At 60.2% G+C, this 21,337-nt stretch carries 19 protein-coding genes and 1 pseudogene; 9 read left to right on the top strand and 11 right to left on the bottom strand.

Features of this window, described 5'->3' with window-relative positions:
• Nucleotides 1-51 precede the first annotated feature (51 nt).
• Complete coding sequence (locus ACZZ0Q_RS16640; RefSeq protein WP_122492512.1) at nt 52-1,500, top strand: glyceraldehyde-3-phosphate dehydrogenase; 1,449 nt, start codon at nt 52-54, stop codon at nt 1,498-1,500.
• 392 nt (nt 1,501-1,892) lie between these two features.
• Here ACZZ0Q_RS16640 and ACZZ0Q_RS16635 read toward each other — a convergent pair whose 3' ends face one another.
• Entirely contained in the window at nt 1,893-3,161 is a 1,269-nt protein-coding gene (locus tag ACZZ0Q_RS16635; RefSeq protein ID WP_122492511.1) for an OprD family porin, read from the bottom strand.
• A gap of 702 nt (nt 3,162-3,863) precedes the next feature.
• On the opposite strand from ACZZ0Q_RS16635, the pseudogene ACZZ0Q_RS16630 reads away from it, so the two are divergent.
• Together ACZZ0Q_RS16630 and ACZZ0Q_RS16625 are read left to right on the top strand one after the other, a co-directional pair.
• Nucleotides 3,864-4,976: pseudogene (locus ACZZ0Q_RS16630) on the top strand (HAMP domain-containing protein); the annotation flags it as partial.
• Nucleotides 4,953-5,837, top strand: a complete 885-nt coding sequence (locus ACZZ0Q_RS16625) for a methyl-accepting chemotaxis protein (RefSeq protein ID WP_463561032.1) — start codon at nt 4,953-4,955, stop codon at nt 5,835-5,837. The pseudogene ACZZ0Q_RS16630 and the gene ACZZ0Q_RS16625, both read left to right, overlap by 24 nt.
• A gap of 110 nt (nt 5,838-5,947) precedes the next feature.
• Here the strand turns inward: ACZZ0Q_RS16625 and ACZZ0Q_RS16620 are convergent, their stop codons facing one another.
• From ACZZ0Q_RS16620 to ACZZ0Q_RS16610, 3 genes are all read right to left on the bottom strand, one after another.
• A complete protein-coding gene (locus ACZZ0Q_RS16620; RefSeq protein WP_463541530.1) occupies nt 5,948-7,138 on the bottom strand; it encodes a benzoate/H(+) symporter BenE family transporter in 1,191 nt (396 codons plus the stop codon).
• Entirely contained in the window at nt 7,139-7,741 is a 603-nt protein-coding gene (locus tag ACZZ0Q_RS16615; protein ID WP_463541531.1) for a LysE family translocator, read from the bottom strand.
• Nucleotides 7,742-7,837: 96 nt separating this feature from the next.
• The gene (locus ACZZ0Q_RS16610) at nt 7,838-8,284 is read right to left on the bottom strand and encodes a MarR family winged helix-turn-helix transcriptional regulator (RefSeq protein ID WP_463560767.1); all 447 of its coding nucleotides are present in this window, start codon (nt 8,282-8,284) and stop codon (nt 7,838-7,840) included.
• A 97-nt stretch (nt 8,285-8,381) separates the two neighbouring features.
• On the opposite strand from ACZZ0Q_RS16610, the gene ACZZ0Q_RS16605 reads away from it, so the two are divergent.
• Together ACZZ0Q_RS16605 and ACZZ0Q_RS16600 are read left to right on the top strand one after the other, a co-directional pair.
• Nucleotides 8,382-9,548, top strand: coding sequence for an aminotransferase-like domain-containing protein (locus tag ACZZ0Q_RS16605; protein WP_463541533.1), 1,167 nt, complete (start codon nt 8,382-8,384; stop codon nt 9,546-9,548).
• 33 nt (nt 9,549-9,581) lie between these two features.
• A complete protein-coding gene (locus ACZZ0Q_RS16600) occupies nt 9,582-10,184 on the top strand; it encodes a glutathione S-transferase family protein (RefSeq protein WP_463541534.1) in 603 nt (200 codons plus the stop codon).
• Between the two features lie 214 nt (nt 10,185-10,398).
• Here ACZZ0Q_RS16600 and ACZZ0Q_RS16595 read toward each other — a convergent pair whose 3' ends face one another.
• Nucleotides 10,399-11,076, bottom strand: a complete 678-nt coding sequence (locus tag ACZZ0Q_RS16595) for a YceH family protein (RefSeq protein WP_463541535.1) — start codon at nt 11,074-11,076, stop codon at nt 10,399-10,401.
• A gap of 172 nt (nt 11,077-11,248) precedes the next feature.
• A complete protein-coding gene (locus ACZZ0Q_RS16590; protein WP_463560766.1) occupies nt 11,249-11,947 on the bottom strand; it encodes a pirin family protein in 699 nt (232 codons plus the stop codon).
• 513 nt (nt 11,948-12,460) lie between these two features.
• Here ACZZ0Q_RS16590 and ACZZ0Q_RS16585 point away from each other — a divergent pair.
• Together ACZZ0Q_RS16585 and ACZZ0Q_RS16580 are read left to right on the top strand one after the other, a co-directional pair.
• Nucleotides 12,461-13,807 carry an OprO/OprP family phosphate-selective porin gene (locus ACZZ0Q_RS16585; protein ID WP_463541536.1) on the top strand — a complete coding sequence of 449 codons (1,347 nt, stop codon included), beginning with the start codon at nt 12,461-12,463 and terminating at the stop codon, nt 13,805-13,807.
• A gap of 199 nt (nt 13,808-14,006) precedes the next feature.
• A complete protein-coding gene (locus ACZZ0Q_RS16580) occupies nt 14,007-15,131 on the top strand; it encodes a GNAT family N-acetyltransferase (RefSeq protein ID WP_463541537.1) in 1,125 nt (374 codons plus the stop codon).
• Between the two features lie 30 nt (nt 15,132-15,161).
• On the opposite strand, the gene ACZZ0Q_RS16575 is transcribed toward ACZZ0Q_RS16580, so the two are convergent.
• From ACZZ0Q_RS16575 to ACZZ0Q_RS16555, 5 genes are all read right to left on the bottom strand, one after another.
• Entirely contained in the window at nt 15,162-15,428 is a 267-nt protein-coding gene (locus ACZZ0Q_RS16575) for a DUF2790 domain-containing protein (protein WP_122492500.1), read from the bottom strand.
• Between the two features lie 272 nt (nt 15,429-15,700).
• Nucleotides 15,701-17,533, bottom strand: coding sequence for an ABC transporter ATP-binding protein (locus ACZZ0Q_RS16570; RefSeq protein WP_463541538.1), 1,833 nt, complete (start codon nt 17,531-17,533; stop codon nt 15,701-15,703).
• Nucleotides 17,534-17,675: 142 nt separating this feature from the next.
• Nucleotides 17,676-18,239: a peptidylprolyl isomerase gene (locus ACZZ0Q_RS16565; protein WP_463541539.1), complete on the bottom strand. Its 564-nt coding sequence runs from the start codon at nt 18,237-18,239 to the stop codon at nt 17,676-17,678.
• Nucleotides 18,240-18,319: 80 nt separating this feature from the next.
• Entirely contained in the window at nt 18,320-19,108 is a 789-nt protein-coding gene (locus ACZZ0Q_RS16560; protein WP_463541540.1) for an alpha/beta fold hydrolase, read from the bottom strand.
• A 30-nt stretch (nt 19,109-19,138) separates the two neighbouring features.
• Nucleotides 19,139-20,065: a LysR family transcriptional regulator gene (locus tag ACZZ0Q_RS16555; RefSeq protein WP_463382088.1), complete on the bottom strand. Its 927-nt coding sequence runs from the start codon at nt 20,063-20,065 to the stop codon at nt 19,139-19,141.
• Nucleotides 20,066-20,113: 48 nt separating this feature from the next.
• On the opposite strand from ACZZ0Q_RS16555, the gene ACZZ0Q_RS16550 reads away from it, so the two are divergent.
• Both ACZZ0Q_RS16550 and ACZZ0Q_RS16545 read left to right on the top strand, forming a co-directional pair.
• Nucleotides 20,114-20,443, top strand: a complete 330-nt coding sequence (locus ACZZ0Q_RS16550) for a 3-phosphoglycerate kinase (RefSeq protein ID WP_463541541.1) — start codon at nt 20,114-20,116, stop codon at nt 20,441-20,443.
• A gap of 133 nt (nt 20,444-20,576) precedes the next feature.
• Nucleotides 20,577-21,176 carry an FMN-dependent NADH-azoreductase gene (locus tag ACZZ0Q_RS16545; protein ID WP_463541542.1) on the top strand — a complete coding sequence of 200 codons (600 nt, stop codon included), beginning with the start codon at nt 20,577-20,579 and terminating at the stop codon, nt 21,174-21,176.
• The last annotated feature ends 161 nt before the right edge of the window (nt 21,177-21,337 follow it).

The following is a 21,337-nucleotide window of genomic DNA, read 5'->3' as shown; positions in this document are numbered from 1 at the left end:
ATAATGTAGCCCGTTTTTTCAGCCCCTACATACTTGTTAAAGGTATTGCCCGTGACTCAGAAGCCTGATCAGTGTCTTGGTGAATGGATTGATCGTGAAGCACTCGCGGAGGCGATGATTCCGCTGATTGGTCAGCTCTACCGCAACAACAACGTGGTGACCTCAATTTACGGTCGCAGCCTGATTAACCGCTCGGTTATCCAGATTCTCAAAGCCCACCGCTTTGCCCGTCACCGCCAGGCTGACGAAAGCGAACTCTCGGTTCACGAGACCTTCGCCGTCCTGAAAGAAATGAGCAGCTTGAAGCTGGGCGCCGCCTCGGTCGACCTCGGCAAGCTCGTGGTCAAATTCAAAGCTGACGGCAACGGCCGCGCCATCGAGCAGTTCGTGCGTGACGAACTGGCCGCTGTGGTTGGCAAGCAAAACGGCACCCCGCGTAAAGGCACCGACGTTGTGCTGTACGGCTTCGGTCGTATCGGTCGTCTGCTGGCACGCATCCTGATCGAGAAAACCGGTGGCGGCGACGGTCTGCGTCTGCGCGCTATCGTTGTGCGCAAAGGCGCCAGCAACGACTTGGTCAAACGCGCCAGCCTGCTGCGTCGCGACTCGGTACACGGTCCGTTCAACGGCACCATCACCGTTGACGAGGAAAACAACACCCTCACCGCCAACGGCAACCTGATCCAGATTATCTACGCCAAAGAGCCGAAAGAAGTCGACTACACCCAGTACGGCATCAGCAATGCGCTGCTGGTCGACAACACCGGTGTATGGCGTGACGCCGAGGGCCTCGGCCAGCACCTGGCCTGCCCAGGCGTTGACCGCGTGGTACTGACCGCGCCGGGCAAAGGCAAACTGAAAAACATCGTGCACGGCATCAACCACGGTGAAATCACCCCGGACGACAAAATCATCTCCGCCGCTTCCTGCACCACCAACGCCATCGTGCCGGTGCTTAAAGCGGTGAATGACAAGTTCGGCATCGTTAACGGCCACGTCGAAACTGTTCACTCGTACACCAACGACCAGAACCTGATCGACAACTTCCACAAGGGCGACCGTCGTGGTCGCAGCGCGCCGTTGAACATGGTGATCACCGAAACCGGTGCTGCCACAGCCGCTGCCAAAGCCCTGCCGGAACTGGCTGGCAAGTTGACTGGCAACGCCATTCGCGTACCGACACCGAACGTGTCGATGGCCATCCTCAACCTGAACCTGGAAAAGGCCTCCACCCGCGAAGAAATGAACGAGTACCTGCGCTACGTCGCGCTGCACTCGGATCTGCATCGCCAGATCGACTTCGTTAACTCGCTGGAAGTGGTCTCCACCGACTTCGTGGGCTCGCGTTTCGCCGGTGTGGTCGATGCCGAAGCCACCATCTGCAACGACAACCGCGTTGTGCTGTACGTTTGGTACGACAACGAATTCGGTTACAGCTGCCAGGTAGTGCGCGTGATGGAAGACATGGCCGACGTAAATCCGCCTTCTTTCCCAGCGTGATAATGCGCATGTGCGCGCGGTAGTTGTTTTACCGCTGCGCTACAGCGAAAAGAAAAGCCCCGACCTGGTCGGGGCTTTTTTTTGCCCGAAGTCTCGCCGCCGCCATCCTGTAGGAGCGGCTTTAGCCGCGATGGCGATTTCCCGGCCAGCACCGTTTTCAGGAATCGCGACTAAAGTCGCTCCTACAAAAAGCGGCGTATTACGTCCGTCCGAACCTCCTGTAGGAGCGGCTTTAGCCGCGATAGCGATTTACCGGCAAGCACCGTTTCCAGGAATCGCGACTGAAGTCGCTCCTACAAAAAAATGTGGGCAATAAAAAAGCCCGTCACGAGGACGGGCCAAAGCGTGTTTTCACACGAGGAGTAAGTCGATGCCAGGCGAAGCCCGACGGGTTACAGCAGCGAAAGCGGGTAGCTGATAAACAGGCGATTCTCGTCAAATTCGTTGGCGCTGTAGTCGCGACGGATACTCGCGTTGCGCCATTTGAAGTTGAGGTTTTTGAAGGTGCCGCTTTGTACGGTGTACGCCAGCTCGGATTCGCGGCCCCATTCTTTGCCGTCCGTCACGGCGCCGACGTGCACGTTGTCACCGCTGATGTAGCGGTTCATCAGGGTCAGGCCCGGTACGCCAACGGCGGTGAAGTTGAAGTCGTGACGCAGCTGCCAGGATTTTTCCTTGGCGTTGTCGTAGCTGGAGTTGTAGCTGTCGTTCGCCAGGGTGCCGCCGCTGGTGCCGTTGACGCGCATCCAGCCATCGTCGCCGCTGACTTTCTGCAAGCCGACGTAGAAAGTGCTGCCGCCGTATTTGGCCGAGAGCATGGCGAAGCCGGTTTTGTTGTCGAGGTCGCCGGCCAGTTGGCTGCCGTCTTCCTTGCCAATGAAGTAACCGAGGTTCGCGCCCAGGGTGACGTCGCCGACCGGCTGGCTGTGCAGCACGTTGAAGTATTGCTGCTGGTAGATGTCTTCCAGCTCGGCATACCACACGCCCACGGTGGTGCGTTTTTCGTTGAAGCTATATTCGCCGCCGCCGAAGTTGAAGCGGTCGGACAGGAAGGCACCGCGCCCGTTCATGGACATGTCTTCCATGCTCGCATCGTTACGCGGGCTGTTCTGACGGAACTGGCCGCCGTACAGGGTCAGGCCGTCGATTTCCTGGGACGTCACCTGACCGCCGCGGAAGGTTTGCGGCAGGGAGCGGCCGTCGTCGGAGCGCAGAATCGGCAGCACCGGCATCCACTCGCCGACCTTCAATTCGGTTTTCGAGAACTTGGCTTTCGCCGCGACACCCAGGCGACCGAAGTCGTCAGCCGGGCGGCCGTCCTGGTGAATCGGCAGCAGTTGCGAGCCGCCGGTGCCTTTGCCGCCGTCGAGTTTCAGCGAGTACAGGCCCAGCACGTCCACGCCAAAGCCAACGGGGCCTGGGGTGTAGCCGGATTTCACATCAAGAATGAAGTTTTGCGTCCACTCCTCGGCTTTGTTCTGCGGGTTGGCCGCGTTCGGGTAAGCCGGGTTGGTGAAGTTGCGGTTGAAGTAGGCGTTGCGAAACGTCAGCGTGGCCTTGGTGTCGTCGATAAAACCTTCAGCCTGTGAAATCAGCGGCAGTGCCATGGCCATGCTGCCGGCGCCCAAGAGGACGAGCGATCGAGTGGTGCGGGTCTTCATTGTTGTTGTGCTCCCATTTTTGAAAAAGCCGTTCCCCTGCGAGCCAAATCTGGCCTGCATCAAAAGGCGGAACCGGTGATGCCCCTGTGTCGAGGCGTTGGGCCTGGCTTGAACGCAGCCGGGCCTATTGCTGCGGACTAGCCGTCAGCGAATTCGAAAGGATGGGGTGGCCCGTGAAGGCGAATGAACGACCGGGCCGAAGGCTGGCGCGGTAGGGGACTGGCGAGAGGGCGAGTCGTCATGGCGTGGTCCTGCGATTATTGTTTTTGTTGTTATAGGTTGTCGTACAACTGTGTCGGGATTATCGACAGAGGCTGTCGGATTTGTCAACGCACTGTTAGACGAAAGTGCTAGAGCTTTTTATTCGTTAGCTCAGCAACCACGCAGCTCTTGAGGGCGAGGCGCAATCCATCGCTGAGGTCTCACCGTGCACTTTGTGGCCTCCCCGCCAGATGGCCTGTTGTGTGATGTCTGTTCTCGCGGGGCATGCGACGTAATGGGGCAGGGTTTCCACCCGTCGGGGCGACGCGCGAAGCGGCCTCTGACGTTGACGCCAGTTTTTTGATCTGAAAACGACGTCGGCATAGCTATTTGCCATATCTGAGGGTAAAGCCGCTTGTGCTGGGCCTTCGCGCGTCGCAACTTCGCACGAATCTTGAATACACAGACCTGTCGTTGAGCATTCGATAGAGGACCGGCGCGATGATTTCGATCTTGCAACGCAGTTTTGCCAACCTGGGCATGGCAAAGAAGCTGGGCAGCGGATTTGGTCTGGTGCTGCTGCTCACCGCCGTGGTGGCGGCCATTGGCGTGACCGCGTTGCAGGCCATCAGCCAGCGCTTCGAAGCGCAAAAGCAGATGTCGGCCATTAACAGCGCGGTGCTGCGCGTGCGCCTGAACGAGCAAGCGTTTTCCATCAGCGGCGATGCCAAGGCCGCCGATGCGCTGCGCAAAGGCGTGGACGACATTCTCGCCGCTACCGCCACGCTCAAAGAACAGTCACCCTCCAGCGCGGCCGCCATGGACGCCGTGGCGCAAGCATTGGGCACCTACCGCACCTCGTTCGATCAATTCGTCGAGTTGGCCCTGGCCAAAGACCTGGCGCTGGAAATGGCCAGTTGGTCGGTCACCAGCGTGGCCAATAATCTGGATTTGCTGCAAGCCGGGCTGGCCGACGACGGCGCCTACGAACTCAAAGATTCCCAAGGCCAGAACGGTGCGGAATTTATCGTCCAGGCCGGGCAAGTCAGCCAGGTGTCGCGCCTGATGCTGCAAGCCATGAACGAAGCCCACCTGCGGCTCGCGCAAAGCCGTAAAGCGGCAGAGGGCGAAACCCTGGAGGCGACGAAAATCGCCCAGGCCGATGAAGCCCTGCAATTGGCTGAAACCCTGAAAAGCACCGTGAAAGATTCCGGCTACCTGACGGTGCTCAACGACGTCAGCACCAACATCACCACCTTCAGCGGCAAGCTTGCCGAATACACCGAGCTGCTCGGCAAAGAGCGCCAGGTGTACACGCAAATGCGCGAGCGCGCCGAACAGGTAATGACTGAAGTGGACCAGGCCTACGCCGCGCAAGACGCCGCGATGCGCGCTGAGCTCAAGGCCAATTCCGTGCTGATTCTGGCCTCGTCGGCGTTGGCGATTCTGGTCGGCTTGTGCGCCTCGCTGTTGATTACCCGCGCCATCGTCAAGCCGCTGCAAAGCGTCATTCATGTGGCTACGCGCATTGCCGACGGCGACCTCAGCACCAGGATTGAGGTGCGCGGCACCGACGAGGTCGGCCAATTAATGAGCGCCATGCAGCAGATGTCGGCCAGCCTCAGCAGCATGGTCGGCAGCTTGCAGGCCGGCATCAACCAGATCGCCACCTCGGCGCGCTCGCTGTCGGCCGTCACCGAACAGACCAACGCTGAAGTGGCCAGCCAGAAAGAAGAAACCGAACAAGTGGCCACGGCCATGAACCAGATGACCGCCACCGTTCACGACGTTGCCCGCAATGCCGAAGAGGCCGCCGGCGCCGCCGAAACCGCCGACTCGAAAGTGCTTAACGGGCAGAACGTGGTGCGCCAGACCATGGCGCGCATTGAGCAGTTGTCCGCGTCGTCCAGCTCGGCGAGTGACAGCATTCAAAGCTTGAGCAGCGAGATTCAAAACATCGTCTCGGTACTCAGCGTGATCAAAAGCGTGGCCGAGCAAACCAACTTGCTGGCGCTTAACGCCGCCATCGAAGCGGCGCGCGCGGGTGAGCAGGGCAGAGGGTTTGCGGTGGTCGCCGATGAGGTGCGCGCCTTGGCCAAACGCACGCAACAGTCCACCGAAGAAATCGAACGGCTGGTCAGCGCCTTGCAGAAAGGCGCGCAGAGTTCGGTCAGTCAGATTCAAAGCAGCACGGCGTTGGTTCAGCTCACCGTCAGCGACGCCCTGGAAACCGAAAGCGCCCTGGGCAGCATCGCGGCGGCGGTGTCAGTGATTCACCAAATGAACCAGCAGATTGCCGCGGCGGCCGAGCAGCAAAGCTCCGTGGCCGAAGAGATCAACCGCAGCGTGACTAACATTCGCAGCAGCGCTGATCAGTCGTCCATGGCCATGGAAGGCACGGCGGCGTCGAGTATTGAATTGGCCAGCTTGAGCAATGAATTGCAGGGGATGGTGGAGCATTTCCGGTTGGCGTGAGTACAGCGTTGCCATCGAAGAGCATCGCGGCTAATCGGAATGCCGCCCAGCCGCTCCTACAGGGTTATGCCTTCTGTGGGAGCGGCTTTAGCCGCGATGCTTTTGCCCCTTCAATCCTTACGCCAATTCAAAATCAGCAAGGTCAAAACCCCCGCCACAATCCCCCAGAACGCCGACCCAATCGAGAACAAGCTCAAGCCCGAGGCGGTGACCATAAAGGTGATCAGCGCGGCCTCACGTTCTTTCGGCTCGGCCATGGCGTTGGTCAGGCCGTTGATGATCGAGCCGAACAAGGCGAGTGCGGCAATCGACAGCACCAACTCCTTGGGCAGTGCGGCAAACAGCGCCGCCAACGTGGCGCCGAACATCCCGGCGAACCCGTAAAACACGCCGCACCACATGGCCGCCGTGTAGCGTTTGGTGGCGTCTTCGTGGGCGTGTGGGCCGGTGCAGATAGCGGCGCTGATGGCGGCGAGGTTGATGCCATGAGAACCAAATGGCGCCAGCAATAGCGAGGCGATGCCGGTGATGCTAATCAGCGGTGAGGCCGGCACGGTGTAACCGTCGGCGCGCAGCACGGCGATGCCTGGCATGTTCTGCGAGGTCATGGCCACCACAAACAGCGGAATGCCGATGCTGATGGTGGCTGCCAGGGAAAAGCTCGGCGTGGTCCACACCGGCACCGCCACCTGCAAATGAAAGCCGCTGAAATCCAGCAAGCCCATGCCGCCTGCCAACGCCGTTCCGACCACCAACGCGGCGAGTACGGCGTAGCGCGGCTGGGCGCGTTTAACCAGCAGATAGGTGAACAGCATCGCCAGCACCAAACCGGTACGGTGCTGGGCAGCGACGAAAATTTCGCTGCCGATTTTGAACAGAATGCCCGCCAGCAACGCGGCCGCCAGGGAGCCAGGCAGGCGCTTCACCAGCCGTTCGAAGCTGCCGGTGAGCCCGCAAATAATCACCAGCACCGCGCAGGTGATATAGGCGCCGATGGCCTCGCCGTAACTCACGTGGCCGAGGCTGGTGATCAGCAGCGCCGCACCCGGCGTCGACCAGGCCACGGTGATCGGCGTGCGATAGCGCAGCGACAACCCGATGCTGCACACCGCCATGCCAATGGACAGCGCCCAGATCCACGATGAGATCTGCGCCGTGGTCAGTCCGGCTGCCTGACCGGCCTGGAACATCAACACCAGTGAGCTGGTGTAGCCAGTCATCATCGCGATAAAACCAGCGACCACGGCGGACGGCGAACTGTCGGCCAGCGGGCGTAGCGGTTGCGGGGAAGCGGCGTCCATTCACACGTCCTTGAAGATGGGATAGAGCGAGGCGACCAGCAGCAGCGCCATGGTGATATTGAAAAAGCGTAGCGCGCCAGGGTTGCGCAGCCAGTTGCGCAGCAGGCTGCCGGCAGCGGTCCACACGCTCATGGTCGGGCAATTGACTAGCGCGAATACCGCTGCAATCAGCAGCACGTTAACGACGAAATTCTGTTGCGGCACAAAGGTGGTAATAGCGCCGACGGCCATGATCCAGGCCTTGGGATTGATCCACTGAAACGCCACCGCCTGGGCAAAACTGAACGGCTTGCCGCGCTCATCGCCGTTGGCTTCCGGCGCGCCGGAGCGAGTGATTTTCCACGCCAGATACAGCAGATACAGCGCGCCGACGTAACGCAGAATCACATACAGCATGGGCACTTGCTCGAACACTTGGCTCAGGCCGAAGCCCACCGCCAGCACCAACGACATCAGGCCGACACTTATACCCAGCATGTGCGGCACCGTACGACGAATACCGAAATTAACCCCCGAGGCGAGCAGCATGGTGTTGTTCGGCCCGGGCGTCACGGATGTGACAAAGGCGAAGGCGACAAAGGCAATCAACAGCTCGAGGCTCATGGCGTTTCACTCCAAAACGAGTGTCCAGCCTACGGGCGGCGGGGGTTGCCGTCCCGATACAGCAATTGGCGCAAATGGCCGTACAGATCCACGGCCTTATTGCTCGACCGCAGCGCCCTGGGCCAGCGCCTGATTCACGGCGAACCAACCCTTTACCGCATCCTCGCCGGTTTCATCAAACGCGCGGCGCAGCAACTTCACTTGTTCGCGGCGCAGGGCGCCTTCCAGCTTGCTGCCTTCGGGTGTGAGATAGAGCAGGCGTTTGCGTTTGTCGTCGGTGGCGGCGTCGCTGTGTACCAGGTCCATTTCCAGCAACTGGCGCAGCGGAATATTCAGCGCTTGCTTGCTCACACCCAACACCGCCAGCAGCTCTTTCATGCTCATGCCGGGGCTGCGCGCAATGAAAAACAGAATGCGCTGGTGCACGCGGCTCAAGCCTCGGCGCGCGAGCATTTCATCGGCCTTGGCGGTGAATGCCTGGTAGCCGAAAAAAAACGCTTCCATGGCATTTTGCTGAGTGGTTGAGTTTTTAAGGTCAAGCATATTGACGTTGTTATCCGTATCGTCGTAGTTTCGGTTTAGCCGATTTCGGTCAATCAGTTTGACTTATTTTTCCCTGCCTTTGCTACCGGTGACTTGTATGGCCTTCTCCGAACGTATCAGCCGTCTTAAAAGCTCTTTGATCCGCGAAATTCTGGCGGCTGCGCAACGTCCGGAAGTGATGTCCTTCGCCGGTGGTTTGCCCGCCGAACCCATGCTGCCGAAAGTGGAATGGGCCGACATGCCGTTGAGCATGGGCCAGTACGGCATGAGCGAAGGCGAGCCGGCGCTGCGTGAAGCCATCGCCGCTGATGCCCGGGCGCTGGGCATCGCCTGCGACGCCAGCCAAGTGCTGATCGTCAGCGGCTCGCAACAAACCCTCGACCTGGCCTCGAAACTGTTTATCGACCCGGGCACCGAAATTCTGCTCGAAGCGCCGACGTATCTCGCCGCGCTGCAATCTTTTCAACTGTTCGGCGCCGACTGCCTGAGCGTTCCCCAGGAAGCCGACGGCCCGCAGCTCGACGCCTTGCGCAAGCGCCTGGAACAACACACGCCGGCATTCGCCTATTTGATTCCGACCTTCCAGAACCCATCGGCCGTGCGCTACAGCGAAGCCAAGCGCGACGCCGTGGCCGCGCTGCTCGATGAGTTCGGCGTGACCCTGATTGAAGACGAACCCTACCGCGAGCTGGTGTTCGACGCCGGCAGCGCCACGCCGATTGTCAGCCGCCTGAAAAAGGCCAGTTGGATCTACACCGGCACCGTGTCGAAAACCCTGCTGCCGGGCCTGCGTGTTGGCTTTTTGATCGCCACGCCGGACCTGTTTCCACACCTGTTGCGCCTGAAGCAATCGGCTGACCTGCACACCAACCGCGTCGGCCAATGGCAAGCGCTGCAATGGCTGGGCACGGAGAAATACAAGTCGCACCTGGCCGAGCTGCGCGACTTCTACCGCGTGCGCCGCGACGCCATGCAAGTGGCGCTGGAAGAACATTTTGCCGACCTCGCCGAATGGAACGTGCCGCAAGGCGGCCTGTTCTTCTGGCTGACCCTCAAACAACCGCTGGACACCCGCACGCTGCTCGACGCGGCGTTGAAAGAAAACGTGGCGTTTATGCCGGGCGAACCTTTCTTCGCCCAGCCGGAAGACAACCCCGGTTACTTGCGCTTGAATTTCAGCCACATTTCGCCGGATCGGTTGGGCGAAGGGCTGTCGCGCTTGGCTAACGTCATCCGCCAGGCGCAGTTGGAACAAGCGGCTTAACACCTCACCGAACAGGCACTACAGGAGGTTGCTATGTACAAGGTTTACGGCGATTACCTCTCCGGCAACTGCTACAAGGTCAAATTGATGCTGCACCTGCTCGGCAAAGAGTCGAAGTGGGTGCCGGTGGACATTCTCAAGGGCGAAACCCAGACCCCGGAATTTCTCGCCATGAACCCCAACGGCAAGATTCCCGTGCTGCAATTTGAAGACGGCACGTGCTTGTGGGAGTCCAACGCGATTCTGAATTTCCTCGCCGACGGCAGCGAATTCCTGCCCACCGAACCGCGCCTGCGCACGCAGGTGTTGCAGTGGCAGTTTTTCGAGCAGTACAGCCATGAGCCGTACATTGCCGTGGCGCGCTTTATCAAGCTGTACCAAGGATTGCCCGAAGAGCGCCGCGCCGAATATGAATCGACCCGCAAGGGCGGATACAAGGCGTTGAAGGTGATGGAGCAGCAGCTGAAGCTGACCAATTATCTGGTGGGCGATCATTACTCCATCGCCGATATCGCGCTGTATGCCTACACCCATGTTGCCCATGAGGGCGGCTTCGACCTGGAACCGTACCCGGCGGTGCGCGCCTGGTTGGAGCGCGTGGCGAGCCATCCGAAGCATGTTGGGATGTTGGATTGATTGAAGTTTGCTAGATAAAAAAACCGGCCTAGTGCCGGTTTTTTGTTAGGTGGTGAAGGTCAAAGACCCCTCTCCCCAACCCTCTCCCGCAAGCGGGCGAGGGGGCTGATCGCGTCGGTCGCCGCGACCGAATTGTGTTTCCCCTCTCCCGCCTGCGGGAGAGGGGCTAGGGGAGAGGGCTGGCCTTAACGCGGGCGCATCAAGAAACGCGCGATCACCCGTTCGCCTGCTCCAACGCCGCCAACCGCGCCTCCAACTGTGCCACCCGCTCTTCCAACTCATCAATGCGCGACTGCGAGGGCGCTGCCCCTTCGCTGCGTTCACTGCGCCCACTGCTGGCAATCGCCGCCGCCAATTCCTCAGGGCTGGCGAGCAAATGCATATACCGGTCTTCCCGCTGCCCCGCCTGACGCGGCACCAGCACCGCCAAGCCTCGGCTGGCCAGGCGTTCCAGCTGGTGCTGCAACGCTTCCACATCGTCAAAGTTGTGCATGCGCGAGCTTCGGGTCAGCAGTTCATTCAGCGTTTGCGGCCCGCGAAGCAGTAACAGACTCAGCAAAATCACCTGGGCCGGCACCAGCTCCAGTGCTTTGTCGGCACGGTGTTCCCAACGATCCGCGCGGCTGCCCATCACCAGCCGCGCCATGCCGCGTCCTTCAAGCGCGCGCAAGGCTTGGGCGACCTGGCCCTGGGTCAGGTTCATCACCGGCTCGCGGCTGGTCTTCTGGTTGCACGCCAGCACCACCGCGTTGAGCGTGAGCGGGTAGGTTTCGGGCGTGGTGGCTTGCTTCTCGACCAGGCAACCGAGCACGCGGGCTTCGGTGGCGGTGAGTGGTTCTAAGGCGGGGGCGGGGTTGACCGTTTCCTGGCTTGCTTCGTTGTCTTGGCTCATGGCGGCAGCTCCGGCGCAAATGGAGCCGTAGCCTAGCGTGAGATGGGCGCGGCTGCACTCTTGAGCGCAACGGGAAGTGTTTGTTGCAGGCATCGAGGCTGAAGCCTCTCCTGGCGAGGGGACAAAAAAAAGCAGCCCGAAGGCTGCTTCTTTTACTGCGCGAGGCTGGGAATCACGCCACATCCACCAGGATGATTTCGGCATCTTCCACGGCATTGAAGACCAACACCTCTTCACCGCTGACCGCCACGCCGTCGCGGGCGTTGGCTTGCACGCCGTTGACGCTGATCACACCGCTGGCCGCTACCAGATACGCCTTGCGATGGGTGCCAAGACGGTATTCGGTTTGCTGACCGGCCTTCAGTGTCGCCGCACTCAAGCGGGCGTCGGCACGGATGTGCAGCGCTTCGCCGTCGTCTTTGTCACCGCTGGCCAGGGTCACGAATGCACCGGCGCGTTCGCCTTTAGGAAACGGCTTGGCGCCCCACGACGGTGGCGAGTTGAACTCGGTGGGCTGAATCCAGATCTGGAAGATCTTGGTGGTTTCATCCTCCAGGTTGTACTCGCTGTGGGCGATGCCCGTGCCCGCACTCATTACCTGCACATCACCGGCTTCGGTGCGGCCTTTGTTGCCCAGGTTGTCTTGGTGAGTAATGGCACCTTCACGTACGTAGGTGATGATTTCCATGTCCCGGTGCGGGTGACGGGGGAAGCCGCTTTGCGGAGCGATTTCGTCGTCGTTCCACACGCGCAATTGGCCCCAGTTCATCCGGCTCGGATCGTAATACTCGGCAAACGAGAAGTGATGGCGAGCGTTCAGCCAGCCATGGTTGGCACCACCCATCTGCTCAAAAGGTCGACGTTCGATCATGACTTATGTCCTCCGTTGGTTAGCCAGGTGGCGCTCGTTGGGTCTGGTCTGTGCTGCAAAGCGCGAGTCAGACGGTGGGATGCCGCTGGTGTTGGGTGCCATGATCTATCGGTTTGGTACGGCTGAATAGCGCAATTTTCGCCCTTGAATAATCGAATATGTCGATACGTTAATGGCTGCGGTTTTGACAGTTTTTCGCGGGCCTGGGATGCCATTTGCCCTCGCAGATGACCCTCGACCACGCAGACGGGCGGTTGTCACATTCCCGCTTTGTGACAGCCATGTTTTAGGCGAAATGGAACACTCCGGTGCTGGCACGGTGCCAGAAAAACGGCTGAAACCGGCGTGCTAGAGCGTCTGGATGGTTATTCCTATTAGAAGTAAAAAAGTTCCTTTGTCATAAAACATTTATATAAAAGCAACTGAGCTGAAATAACCCCCCGCCAGTATTCCCCCAGCACAAACGAGCCAGCCGCTCGGGTGTATTTCAAAGACCAATAGGGGAATTCTTCGATGATCCGTAAGCACTTCGCCGGTATTGCCGCCAGCGCCCTGGCCCTGGCCATTTCCGCCCAGGCTTTCGCCGGTACCGTTACTACTGACGGCGCTGACATCGTTGTAAAAACTAAAGGTGGCCTTGAAGTGGCTACTACTGACAAGTCGTTCGGTTTCAAAATCGGCGGCCGTCTGCAAGCTGACTACAGCCAGTTCGATGGCATCTACACCAAGAACGGTGACAGCGCTGACGCAGCTTACTTCCGCCGTGCGTTCCTCGAGTTCTCCGGTATCGCGTTCAGCGACTGGCTCTACAACATCAACTACGACTTCTCGCACAACTCCGGTTCTGCAGATGACGGCTACTTCGACGAAGCCTCCATCAGCTACATCGGCTTCAATCCGGCTGTAATCAAAGTAGGTCGTTTCGACCCAGAGTTCGGCCTGGAAAAAGCCACCAGCTCCAAGTGGGTAACCGCTCCTGAGCGTAACGCCTTCTACGACATCATCGACTGGTCCAACAGCCACCAGAACGGCATGGGTGCACAAGTTTCCAGCACCTTCAGCGACTCGTTCTACGTATCGGCTGGCGCATTTGCCAAAGACAACAACGACACCGACGGCGACAGCAACAAGCAAGTCAACCTGCGTGGTGTGTTCGCTCCGCTGCACGACGCTGGCAACGTGCTGCACTTCGGCTTCAGCGCCGCTCGCCGCGACGTTTCCGACTCGGCGCTTGACGCACAATTCCGTAGCCGTCTGGGCATGCGTGGCGTCGCCACTACCGGTGGTAACGATGCCGGTACCAACGGCAACCGCGTTGTGTTCGCTGGCCAGAGCAACACCACCACTGGCCTGTATGACAAAGACACCGCGCTGGGTCTGGAGGCTGCCTGGGCAATGGGGCCGTTCTCCGTTCAGGGTGAATACATGACCCGTGAACTGAAGGCCGACACCAATAACCCGACCTTCCAAGACGTGGAAGCCAAAGGCGGCTACGTACAAGTGGCCTACACCCTGACCGGTGAAGCCCGCGGCTACAAACTCGGCAAGTTCGACGCCCTCAAGCCTGCCAACAACCAGATCGGTGCATGGGAAGTGTTCTACCGCTTCGACAGCATCTCGGTTGATGACGACAGCACCCGTACCGCTGCTCAGCGCGTGACGCTGGATGACGGCGACCGTGACGCCAAAGTGCACAACCTGGGTGTGAACTGGTACGCCAACGAAGCCGTGAAAATCAGCGCCACCTACGTCAAGGCATCGGTTGATGGCGTGACCAACGCCACCGGCACCACCGCTGCCTCGCGCACTGGCGATGACGATGGCGACGGTTTCATCGTTCGCGCTCAATACGCGTTCTAAGCTGTAGCTCCACGCAACAAAGGTTCTGCTCCTTTCTTTAGCCCCGCCTAGTGCGGGGCTTTTTTATGGGCGGCTATTAATAGAAGCGCCTCGCGGCCGCGCACACCTGTAGGAGCGGCTTCAGCCGCGATGCTTTTGACCTTATCCGCCTAGCTGCCGTTATGATGACCGGGCCGTCTAACTCGCTGTGGAATCGCCCATGCCTGTGCACATTCTCGACTCCCTGTCCGCCATTCCCGCGCAAGCCTGGGATGCGTTGCTGCCCGAGTCGCAGCCGTTTTTGCGCCATGCGTTTCTATCGGCGCTGGAAGACAGCGGCAGCATTGGCGGGCGCAGTGGTTGGCGGGCGTCGCACCGCGTGTGGGTGAACGACCAAGGCGAATTGCAGGCGGCGCTGCCGGCGTATTTGAAAAGCCATTCCTACGGCGAGTACGTGTTTGACCATGGCTGGGCGGACGCCAGCCAGCGCGCGGGCATTCCTTATTACCCCAAGCTACTCGGCGCCGTGCCGTTCTCTCCCGTGACCGGGCCGCGCCTGCTCGGCTTGCCCGACAGCGCCTCGCTACTGCTGAACGCGCTAACGGCTGATCTACCGGCACAAGGGCTTTCCAGCCTGCATATCAACTTCACCGATGAGCTGGCCAGCGCCTTGCTCGACGGTCGCGAAAACTGGCTGCAGCGCCTGGGTTGTCAGTTCCATTGGCAGAACCGTGGCTACCGCGACTTCGCCGATTTCCTCGACGTGCTCGCCTCGCGCAAGCGCAAGCAAATGCGCAAAGAGCGCGAGCAAGTGGCAGGGCAGGGCATCGAATTCGAATGGTACGAAGGCAAGGCGCTGAGCGAAGCGCAGTGGGATTTCGTCTACGCCTGCTACGCCAACACCTACGCCGTGCGCGGGCAGATGCCGTATCTGACGCGCACGTTCTTCAGCCTGTTAGCCGAGCGCGTGCCCGAGGCGATTCGTGTGGTGTTCGCCATTCAAGGCGCGCGGCCGGTGGCCATGGCGTTCAGCTTGGTGGCTGGCGACAGTTTGTATGGACGCTATTGGGGATGCCTGGCGGAGTTTGATCGCTTGCACTTCGAGACCTGTTTTTATCAGGGCATGGACTATGCGATCAGTCAGGGCTTGCAGCGTTTCGACGCCGGCGCTCAGGGCGAGCACAAGTTGATTCGCGGCTTTGAGCCGGTCATTACGCAGTCGTGGCACTACTTGTGTCACCCAGGACTGCGCGATGCGGTGGCGGATTTTCTTGAGGATGAACGGGCCGGCATTCGCGCCTACGCCGAAGAGGCGAAGACGCTGTTGCCGTTTCGCCAGGCTTAGCGCGGTGGTCTAAGACCGGCGGGCGGCGGGTTAGCCGTTCTGCGCGCGGCCGCCCCATTCTTGATACTTCAGCTTGTGCACTTCGCCGAGGCTGTCTTCGTACACCACGATCACAGGTACGACACCGGTTTTGCCGGAGTTGTCGGTGCGGTGCAGCACTTTGGCTACATCGACCTTCATGCCGTAGTGGTAATCCACTGCCGGCAGGCCAGCGCCCGGGGCGGGGTTGAGATCATCGGCAAACACGCCAGGAGCGAAGCCGGAGAGAACGGCGGTAACCAGTGAAGCTATTTTCATGATGGCCTTTCCTCAACAGTGGGGGTCGATTAAAAGCAGCAACGAAAATCTTCGGTAAACGGCAGAGAAGGTTTGCATTGCGGCTTTCTGTCGCAGGTAGCGACGGGCCTATCTAAACAGCCGCAGGGTCGGTTTGAATAATCAATGATCTTGTTAGTCGGCATCGGTGACGTTGATATTAGAAAGCTAGCTAACGGTTTTGCTGGCTTTGAGAACATCGAGGCTAAAGCCTCTCCTACAGGGGGCGCGGTTCGGGCTCGAGAGCGTCGCCATCAATCAAGCCCCACAAACCCGCCCGTCTGGTGATGCCACAACCGCGCATACAAGCCTTTGTGCGCCAGCAACTCGGCATGGGTGCCGCTTTCGGCGATGCGGCCTTTGTCGAGCACAACCAGGCGGTCCATGCGTGCGATGGTGGAGAGGCGGTGGGCGATGGCGATGACGGTTTTGCCTTGCATCAGGCTGTCGAGGCTTTCTTGAATGGCGGCTTCCACTTCGGAGTCCAGCGCCGAGGTGGCTTCGTCGAGGATCAGAATCGGCGCGTCTTTGAGCAATACGCGGGCGATGGCGATGCGTTGGCGCTGGCCGCCGGACAGCTTCACGCCGCGCTCGCCGACATGGGCGTCAAAGCCGAAGCGACCCTGGGCGTCGGAGAGTTCAGGAATAAACTCGCTGGCCCGCGCTTTACGCACCGCCTCCCACAGCTCGGCGTCGGTGGCGTCGGGTTTGCCGTACAGCAAATTGTCGCGGATGGAGCGGTGCAGCAGCGAGGTGTCCTGGGTGACCATGCCGATGCGTTCGCGCAAGGTTTCCTGGGCGACGTGGGCGATGTTCTGACCGTCGATAAGAATCTCGCCGCCTTCCAGGTCGTACAAGCGCAGCAGCAGATTCACCAACGTCGATTTGCCTGCGCCGGACGGCCCGATCAGCCCGATTTTCTCGCCGGCGCGAATCTCCAAGTCGAGCCCGCCGATCACACCCGCGCCTTTGCCGTAGTGAAAGCTGACGTTGCGCATGCTCACCGCGCCTTGGGGCACTTGCAGGCGCGGCGCGTCGGCACGGTCGAGCACCTTGCGCGGCTGGGCGATGGTCTGCATGCCGTCTTGCACGGTGCCGATGTTTTCGAAAATGCCGGTGACCACCCACATGATCCAGCCGGACATATTGATCAGGCGAATCACCAGGCCGGTCGCCAGCGCGATGGCGCCCACGGTGATCAGCCCCTGGCTCCACAGCCACAACGCCAGCCCCGTGGTGCCGACGATCAATGCGCCGTTCATGGCGGTAATCACCGCGTCCATCACCGTGACCACGCGGCCAGCCATTTGCGTAGTCACGTTCTGTTCGTGCAGCGCTTCGCGGGCGTAGTTCTGCTCGGAGTTGGTGTGGGCGAAAAGCTTGAGCGTGGCGATGTTGGTGTAGCCGTCGACAATGCGGCCCATGAGTTTGGAACGCGATTCCGAGGCGATGACCGAGCGGGCCTTCACCCGTGGCACGAAGTACACCAGCGATCCGATATAGCAAACGATCCACGCCAGCAGCGGCAGCATCAGGCGCCAGTCGGCTTCGGCAAACAGCACCAGGCTGCTGATGGCGTAGATCAGCACATGCCACAGCGCGTCGACGGCTTGAACGGCGGAGTCGCGCAGGGAGTTGCCGGTTTGCATGATGCGTTGGGCGATGCGCCCGGCGAAGTCGTTCTGGAAAAACCCGAGGCTCTGCTTGAGCACGTAGCTGTGGTTTTGCCAGCGAATCAGGTTGGTCAGGCTCGGGCTGATGGTCTGGTGCACCAGCAGGCCGTGCAAGCCGTTGAACAGTGGGCGCAGCAACAAGGTGACGGCGGCCATCCACAGCAGTGCCGTGCCGTGTTGCTCGAAAAATTGGGCGGGTGGGGTGCTTTGCGCCCAGTCGACGATGTCGCCGAGAAAGCTGAACAGCGCCACTTCGATCAGCGCGACGATCAGGCCAACAATCATCAGCGCCACAAAGCTGGGCCAGGCCTGGCGCAGGAAGTACAGGTAGAAACGCCACACGTCCGTGGGCGGTGCCTCGCTGGGCGCGGCGCGGAAGATGTCGATCAATTGCTCGAAACGGCGAAACATCATGGACCTCGTTGCAAAGCGGTTGCGCGCGATTACGCGGCGCTGAAAAACCAAACGGAAAACGCCAACCGCTCGTTTTCCGTCTGCTTTCGTGTTGCCCGGTGTCGCTCGCTACGCTTTCGTTCCGCCGCGTCGCGCGCGCCAGTTACAGGCGTTTGGCGGACAAGATCAGCACCGGCGTGTTGGGCACATCGCTCATGCCGGCGTAGCGGCCGGTCGGCACTTGGGCAATTTTGTCGACGATATCCATGCCCTTGACCACTTTGCCGAACACGGCATAACCAAAGTCGCGGCCGCCGTGGTCGAGGAAGGCATTGTCTTTCTGGTTGATGAAGAATTGGCTGGTGGCCGAGTCGACAACCCCGGTGCGGGCCATGGCCAGCGTGCCGCGTACGTTGTGCAGGCCGTTGTCGGCTTCGTTCTTGATCGGCGAGTCGGTGTTCTTCTGGCGCATGTCGGTGTCGAAGCCGCCGCCCTGAACCATAAAGCCCGGAATCACGCGGTGAAAAATGGTTTTGCTGTAGAAGCCCTTGTCCACATAGGCGAGGAAGTTCTTGGTGCTGATCGGCGCTTTCTGGTCTTCCAGTTCGATTTCGATGTCGCCCAGGCTGGTGGTCAGCAGCACGTGCGTGCCGGCTTGCGCGTCGGCGGCGAACAGGTGGCTGGCGAACAGCACGGAGCAGGCGAGGAGGGTGGCTTTTTTCAACATGGCGAAGACCTTGTCTGGACTATTTATTGGTGTGGAGAAACCGGTTGTTGGCATGGAGGAACAGCTGTAAGCCGGGCAGTTTAACGGTCTACCTCGGCAAGAAATGCCAACAACTGGGCATTGAAGAACTCGGGTTGGTCCATGGGCGTGGCGTGGCGGGAATCTTCCACCACCAGCAGCCGGGCGTTGGGCAGCTCGTCAACATAAGCCTGTTTGCTGGCCACCGACGTGTAGTCATGGTCGGCCGTAACCACCAGCGTAGGACAGGTTATGCGCGCCAGTCGTTCCCGCACGCCCCAGCCGATAATGGCGTCGAGACTGGCGAGGTAGGCGCGTTTGTCATTCATGGGCCAACGCCGTTCAATCTTCAGACGCAGCTCAACCTGTTCCGGTTTGGGAAACAGCAAACCGCCGAGTTTTTTGCCGATCACTTCCAGGCTGAGTAGGCGCGATAACGTCCAGCGTTGGGCCACCATCAGTGCGTCTTTCGGCGTTTTCACCTTCACTTCCGGACCGCTGTTCACGATGGTGAGACTTTTCAAAAGGTGCGGGTAATCCACGCCCACTTGGAAGCCGATCATGCCGCCCATGGAAATGCCCACCAAATGCACGGGCGGCAAATTCAGGTGGTCGATCAGGGCTGCCACGTCTTCGGCGAAACCGCCGATGCTGTAGGCCTCGTGCGGTTTGTCGGAGCGGCCATGGCCGCGCACGTCGAGACTGATCACGCGGTACTGCTGGCTCAGCACAGGCGTTTGGTATTCCCAATCCAGCGTGCTGGAGCCCAGGCCGTGGACCAGCACCAAGGGCGCACCGGCGCCGTATTCCTCGTAGTGCAGCTGACAATTGTCGTGATCGAAATACGGCATGTGTGCCTCCTGGCTTGCTCGGCTGCGGGGTCAGTTGTGCATGGCGGGTGCGGCGAATGGGGCGTCCAGCGGCGCGGCGTCGAAGTTGCGCAGCAGCTCGATAAGAATCTGCGTGGCCGGGCCCAGGGGTTTGTCTTTGTTGGTATAGAGGAAGAACGTCGGGTGGCGGCTGCCGCCTCGGTCCAGCGGCAGTTCCTTGAGCACACCTTCGCGCAATTCGCGCTCGATCAGGTGGCGCGGCAACCAGGCAAAGCCCAGCCCACTGGCCACGAACGTGGCGGCGGTCGCCAGGCTACCGAGGGTCCAGCGCTGCTCGGCGCCAAGCCAGCCGACGTCTTTCGGCTGTTGGCGTCCCGAGTCGCGGATCACCACCTGCATATGGGATTCCAGATCCTGAAAGGTGATTTCCCGCTGCAAGCGGTGCAGGGCATGTTCGGGGTGGGCGACGGCGACGAATTCCACCGGGTTCATTTCCGAACCGAGAAAACCGGGCACGTTGAAGCCGCAGATCGCCAGGTCGGCGACGCCGTCTTTCAGCACTTCCTCGACCCCCGACAACACTTCCTCACGCAGCCGCACGCGACAGCCACGGCTCTGCGGCATAAACGCGGTGAGAGCGCGAACCAGGCGGGCGGTGGGGTAGGCGGCATCGACCACCAAGCGCACTTCGGCTTCCCAACCTTGTTCCATGTGGTGGGCGAGGTCTTCGAGCTGGCTGGCGTTCTTCACCAGTTGCCGTGAGCGGCGCAGGAGCACATCGCCGGCCTCGGTGAGCACGGCTTTGCGACCGTCGATACGCAGCAGCGGCACGCCCAGTTGCTCTTGCATACGCGCCACGGTGTAGCTCACCGACGACTGCGAGCGGTGCAACGCTTCGGCTGCCTGGGCGAAACCGCCATGGTCGACGACCGCTTGCAACGTTCGCCACTGATCCAGGGTTACCCGGGGCGCTTTCATCCTCGCATCCTCTTGTCCTAAGCTGTGCTCCCTGCCGGAGACCAACTGATGAATAAGTTGTTGTGTTTAGCCTTTGCTGCGCTGCCCCTGAGCGCACTGCCGTTGTCCGCCTTCGCGTTTCCCATCGAGCTTGAGAAAAAGCTCAATGGCGCCGAAGTGTCGGCATCGACCCAAGAAGTCGACTTCAACATGGGAGCCGTGCAGCTCTACAACTATGGCCAGGCCGCCGCCGAATGCACGGCCGTTTTCCGCAATGGGCCTGAAGCGCCTCGCAGCCGTAAAGTTACGCTGCAGCCGGGAAAAGACGCGTTGCTGACTGGGCGCTTCACCTCGCAGGTGATCAAAATGCGCATCCGCGTCACCTGTAAGCCTGTCTAGTGCTGAGCCTAGGGTTAACGAGGCGATAAATCAAATAAATAGATAGGTTGTAGCGGCTTTTTACGCTTTTTTATCGATTTATGCGGCATTAGTCTAGCTCCATCGCAAGCACAACGCAGATGGAGCAGGTCCCATGTCTCAGGTTTTAGTGATTGAAAGCAGCGCCCGCACCCAGGGTTCGATCTCCCGCGAACTCACCGCGCAGTTCATTGCGCAATGGCAGGCCGCCCACCCTGGCGACACCATCACCGTTCGTGACCTCGCTGTTGACCAAGTGCCGCACCTGGACATGAACCTGCTCGGCGGCTGGATGACGCCCGCCGACCAGCAGAGCGACGCCGAAAAAGTCGCCCTGGCGCGCTCCAACACCCTGACTAACGAATTGCTCGCCGCCGACGTGCTGGTGCTGGCCGCGCCGATGTACAACTTCACCATTCCAAGCACGCTGAAATCGTGGCTCGACCATGTGCTGCGTGCCGGTGTGACCTTCAAATACACCGAAACCGGCCCGCAAGGCCTGCTCACCGGCAAACGCGCCTTTGTGCTGACCTCCCGTGGCGGCATTTATGCCGGCAGCAGTCTTGATCACCAGGAACCCTACCTGCGCCAGGCGTTGGGCTTTGTCGGCATTCACGACGTGAGCTTCATTCACGCTGAGGGTTTGAACCTGGGTGGCGAGTTTATGGAAAAAGGTTTGAATCAAGCCAAGGCGCAGCTGGCGCAAGTGGCTTGATGAATGGACGAGGCGCCTGCTCGGCTGGAGCGGCGCCTCGGTTGGTAAGTGCTCCTACTTCACACGCCCGCTCCTGCGTGTATCCGCCCGACAGACGCTCCCCTTGTTCTGTTGGGCATTTTTTTGTCTGGTGGAAATGCTACTTGTGGGAGCGGCTTTAG

It is taken from the genome of Pseudomonas sp. AC070 (genome assembly GCF_979258635.1).
This window is presented reverse-complemented; position numbering and strand designations above follow the sequence as displayed.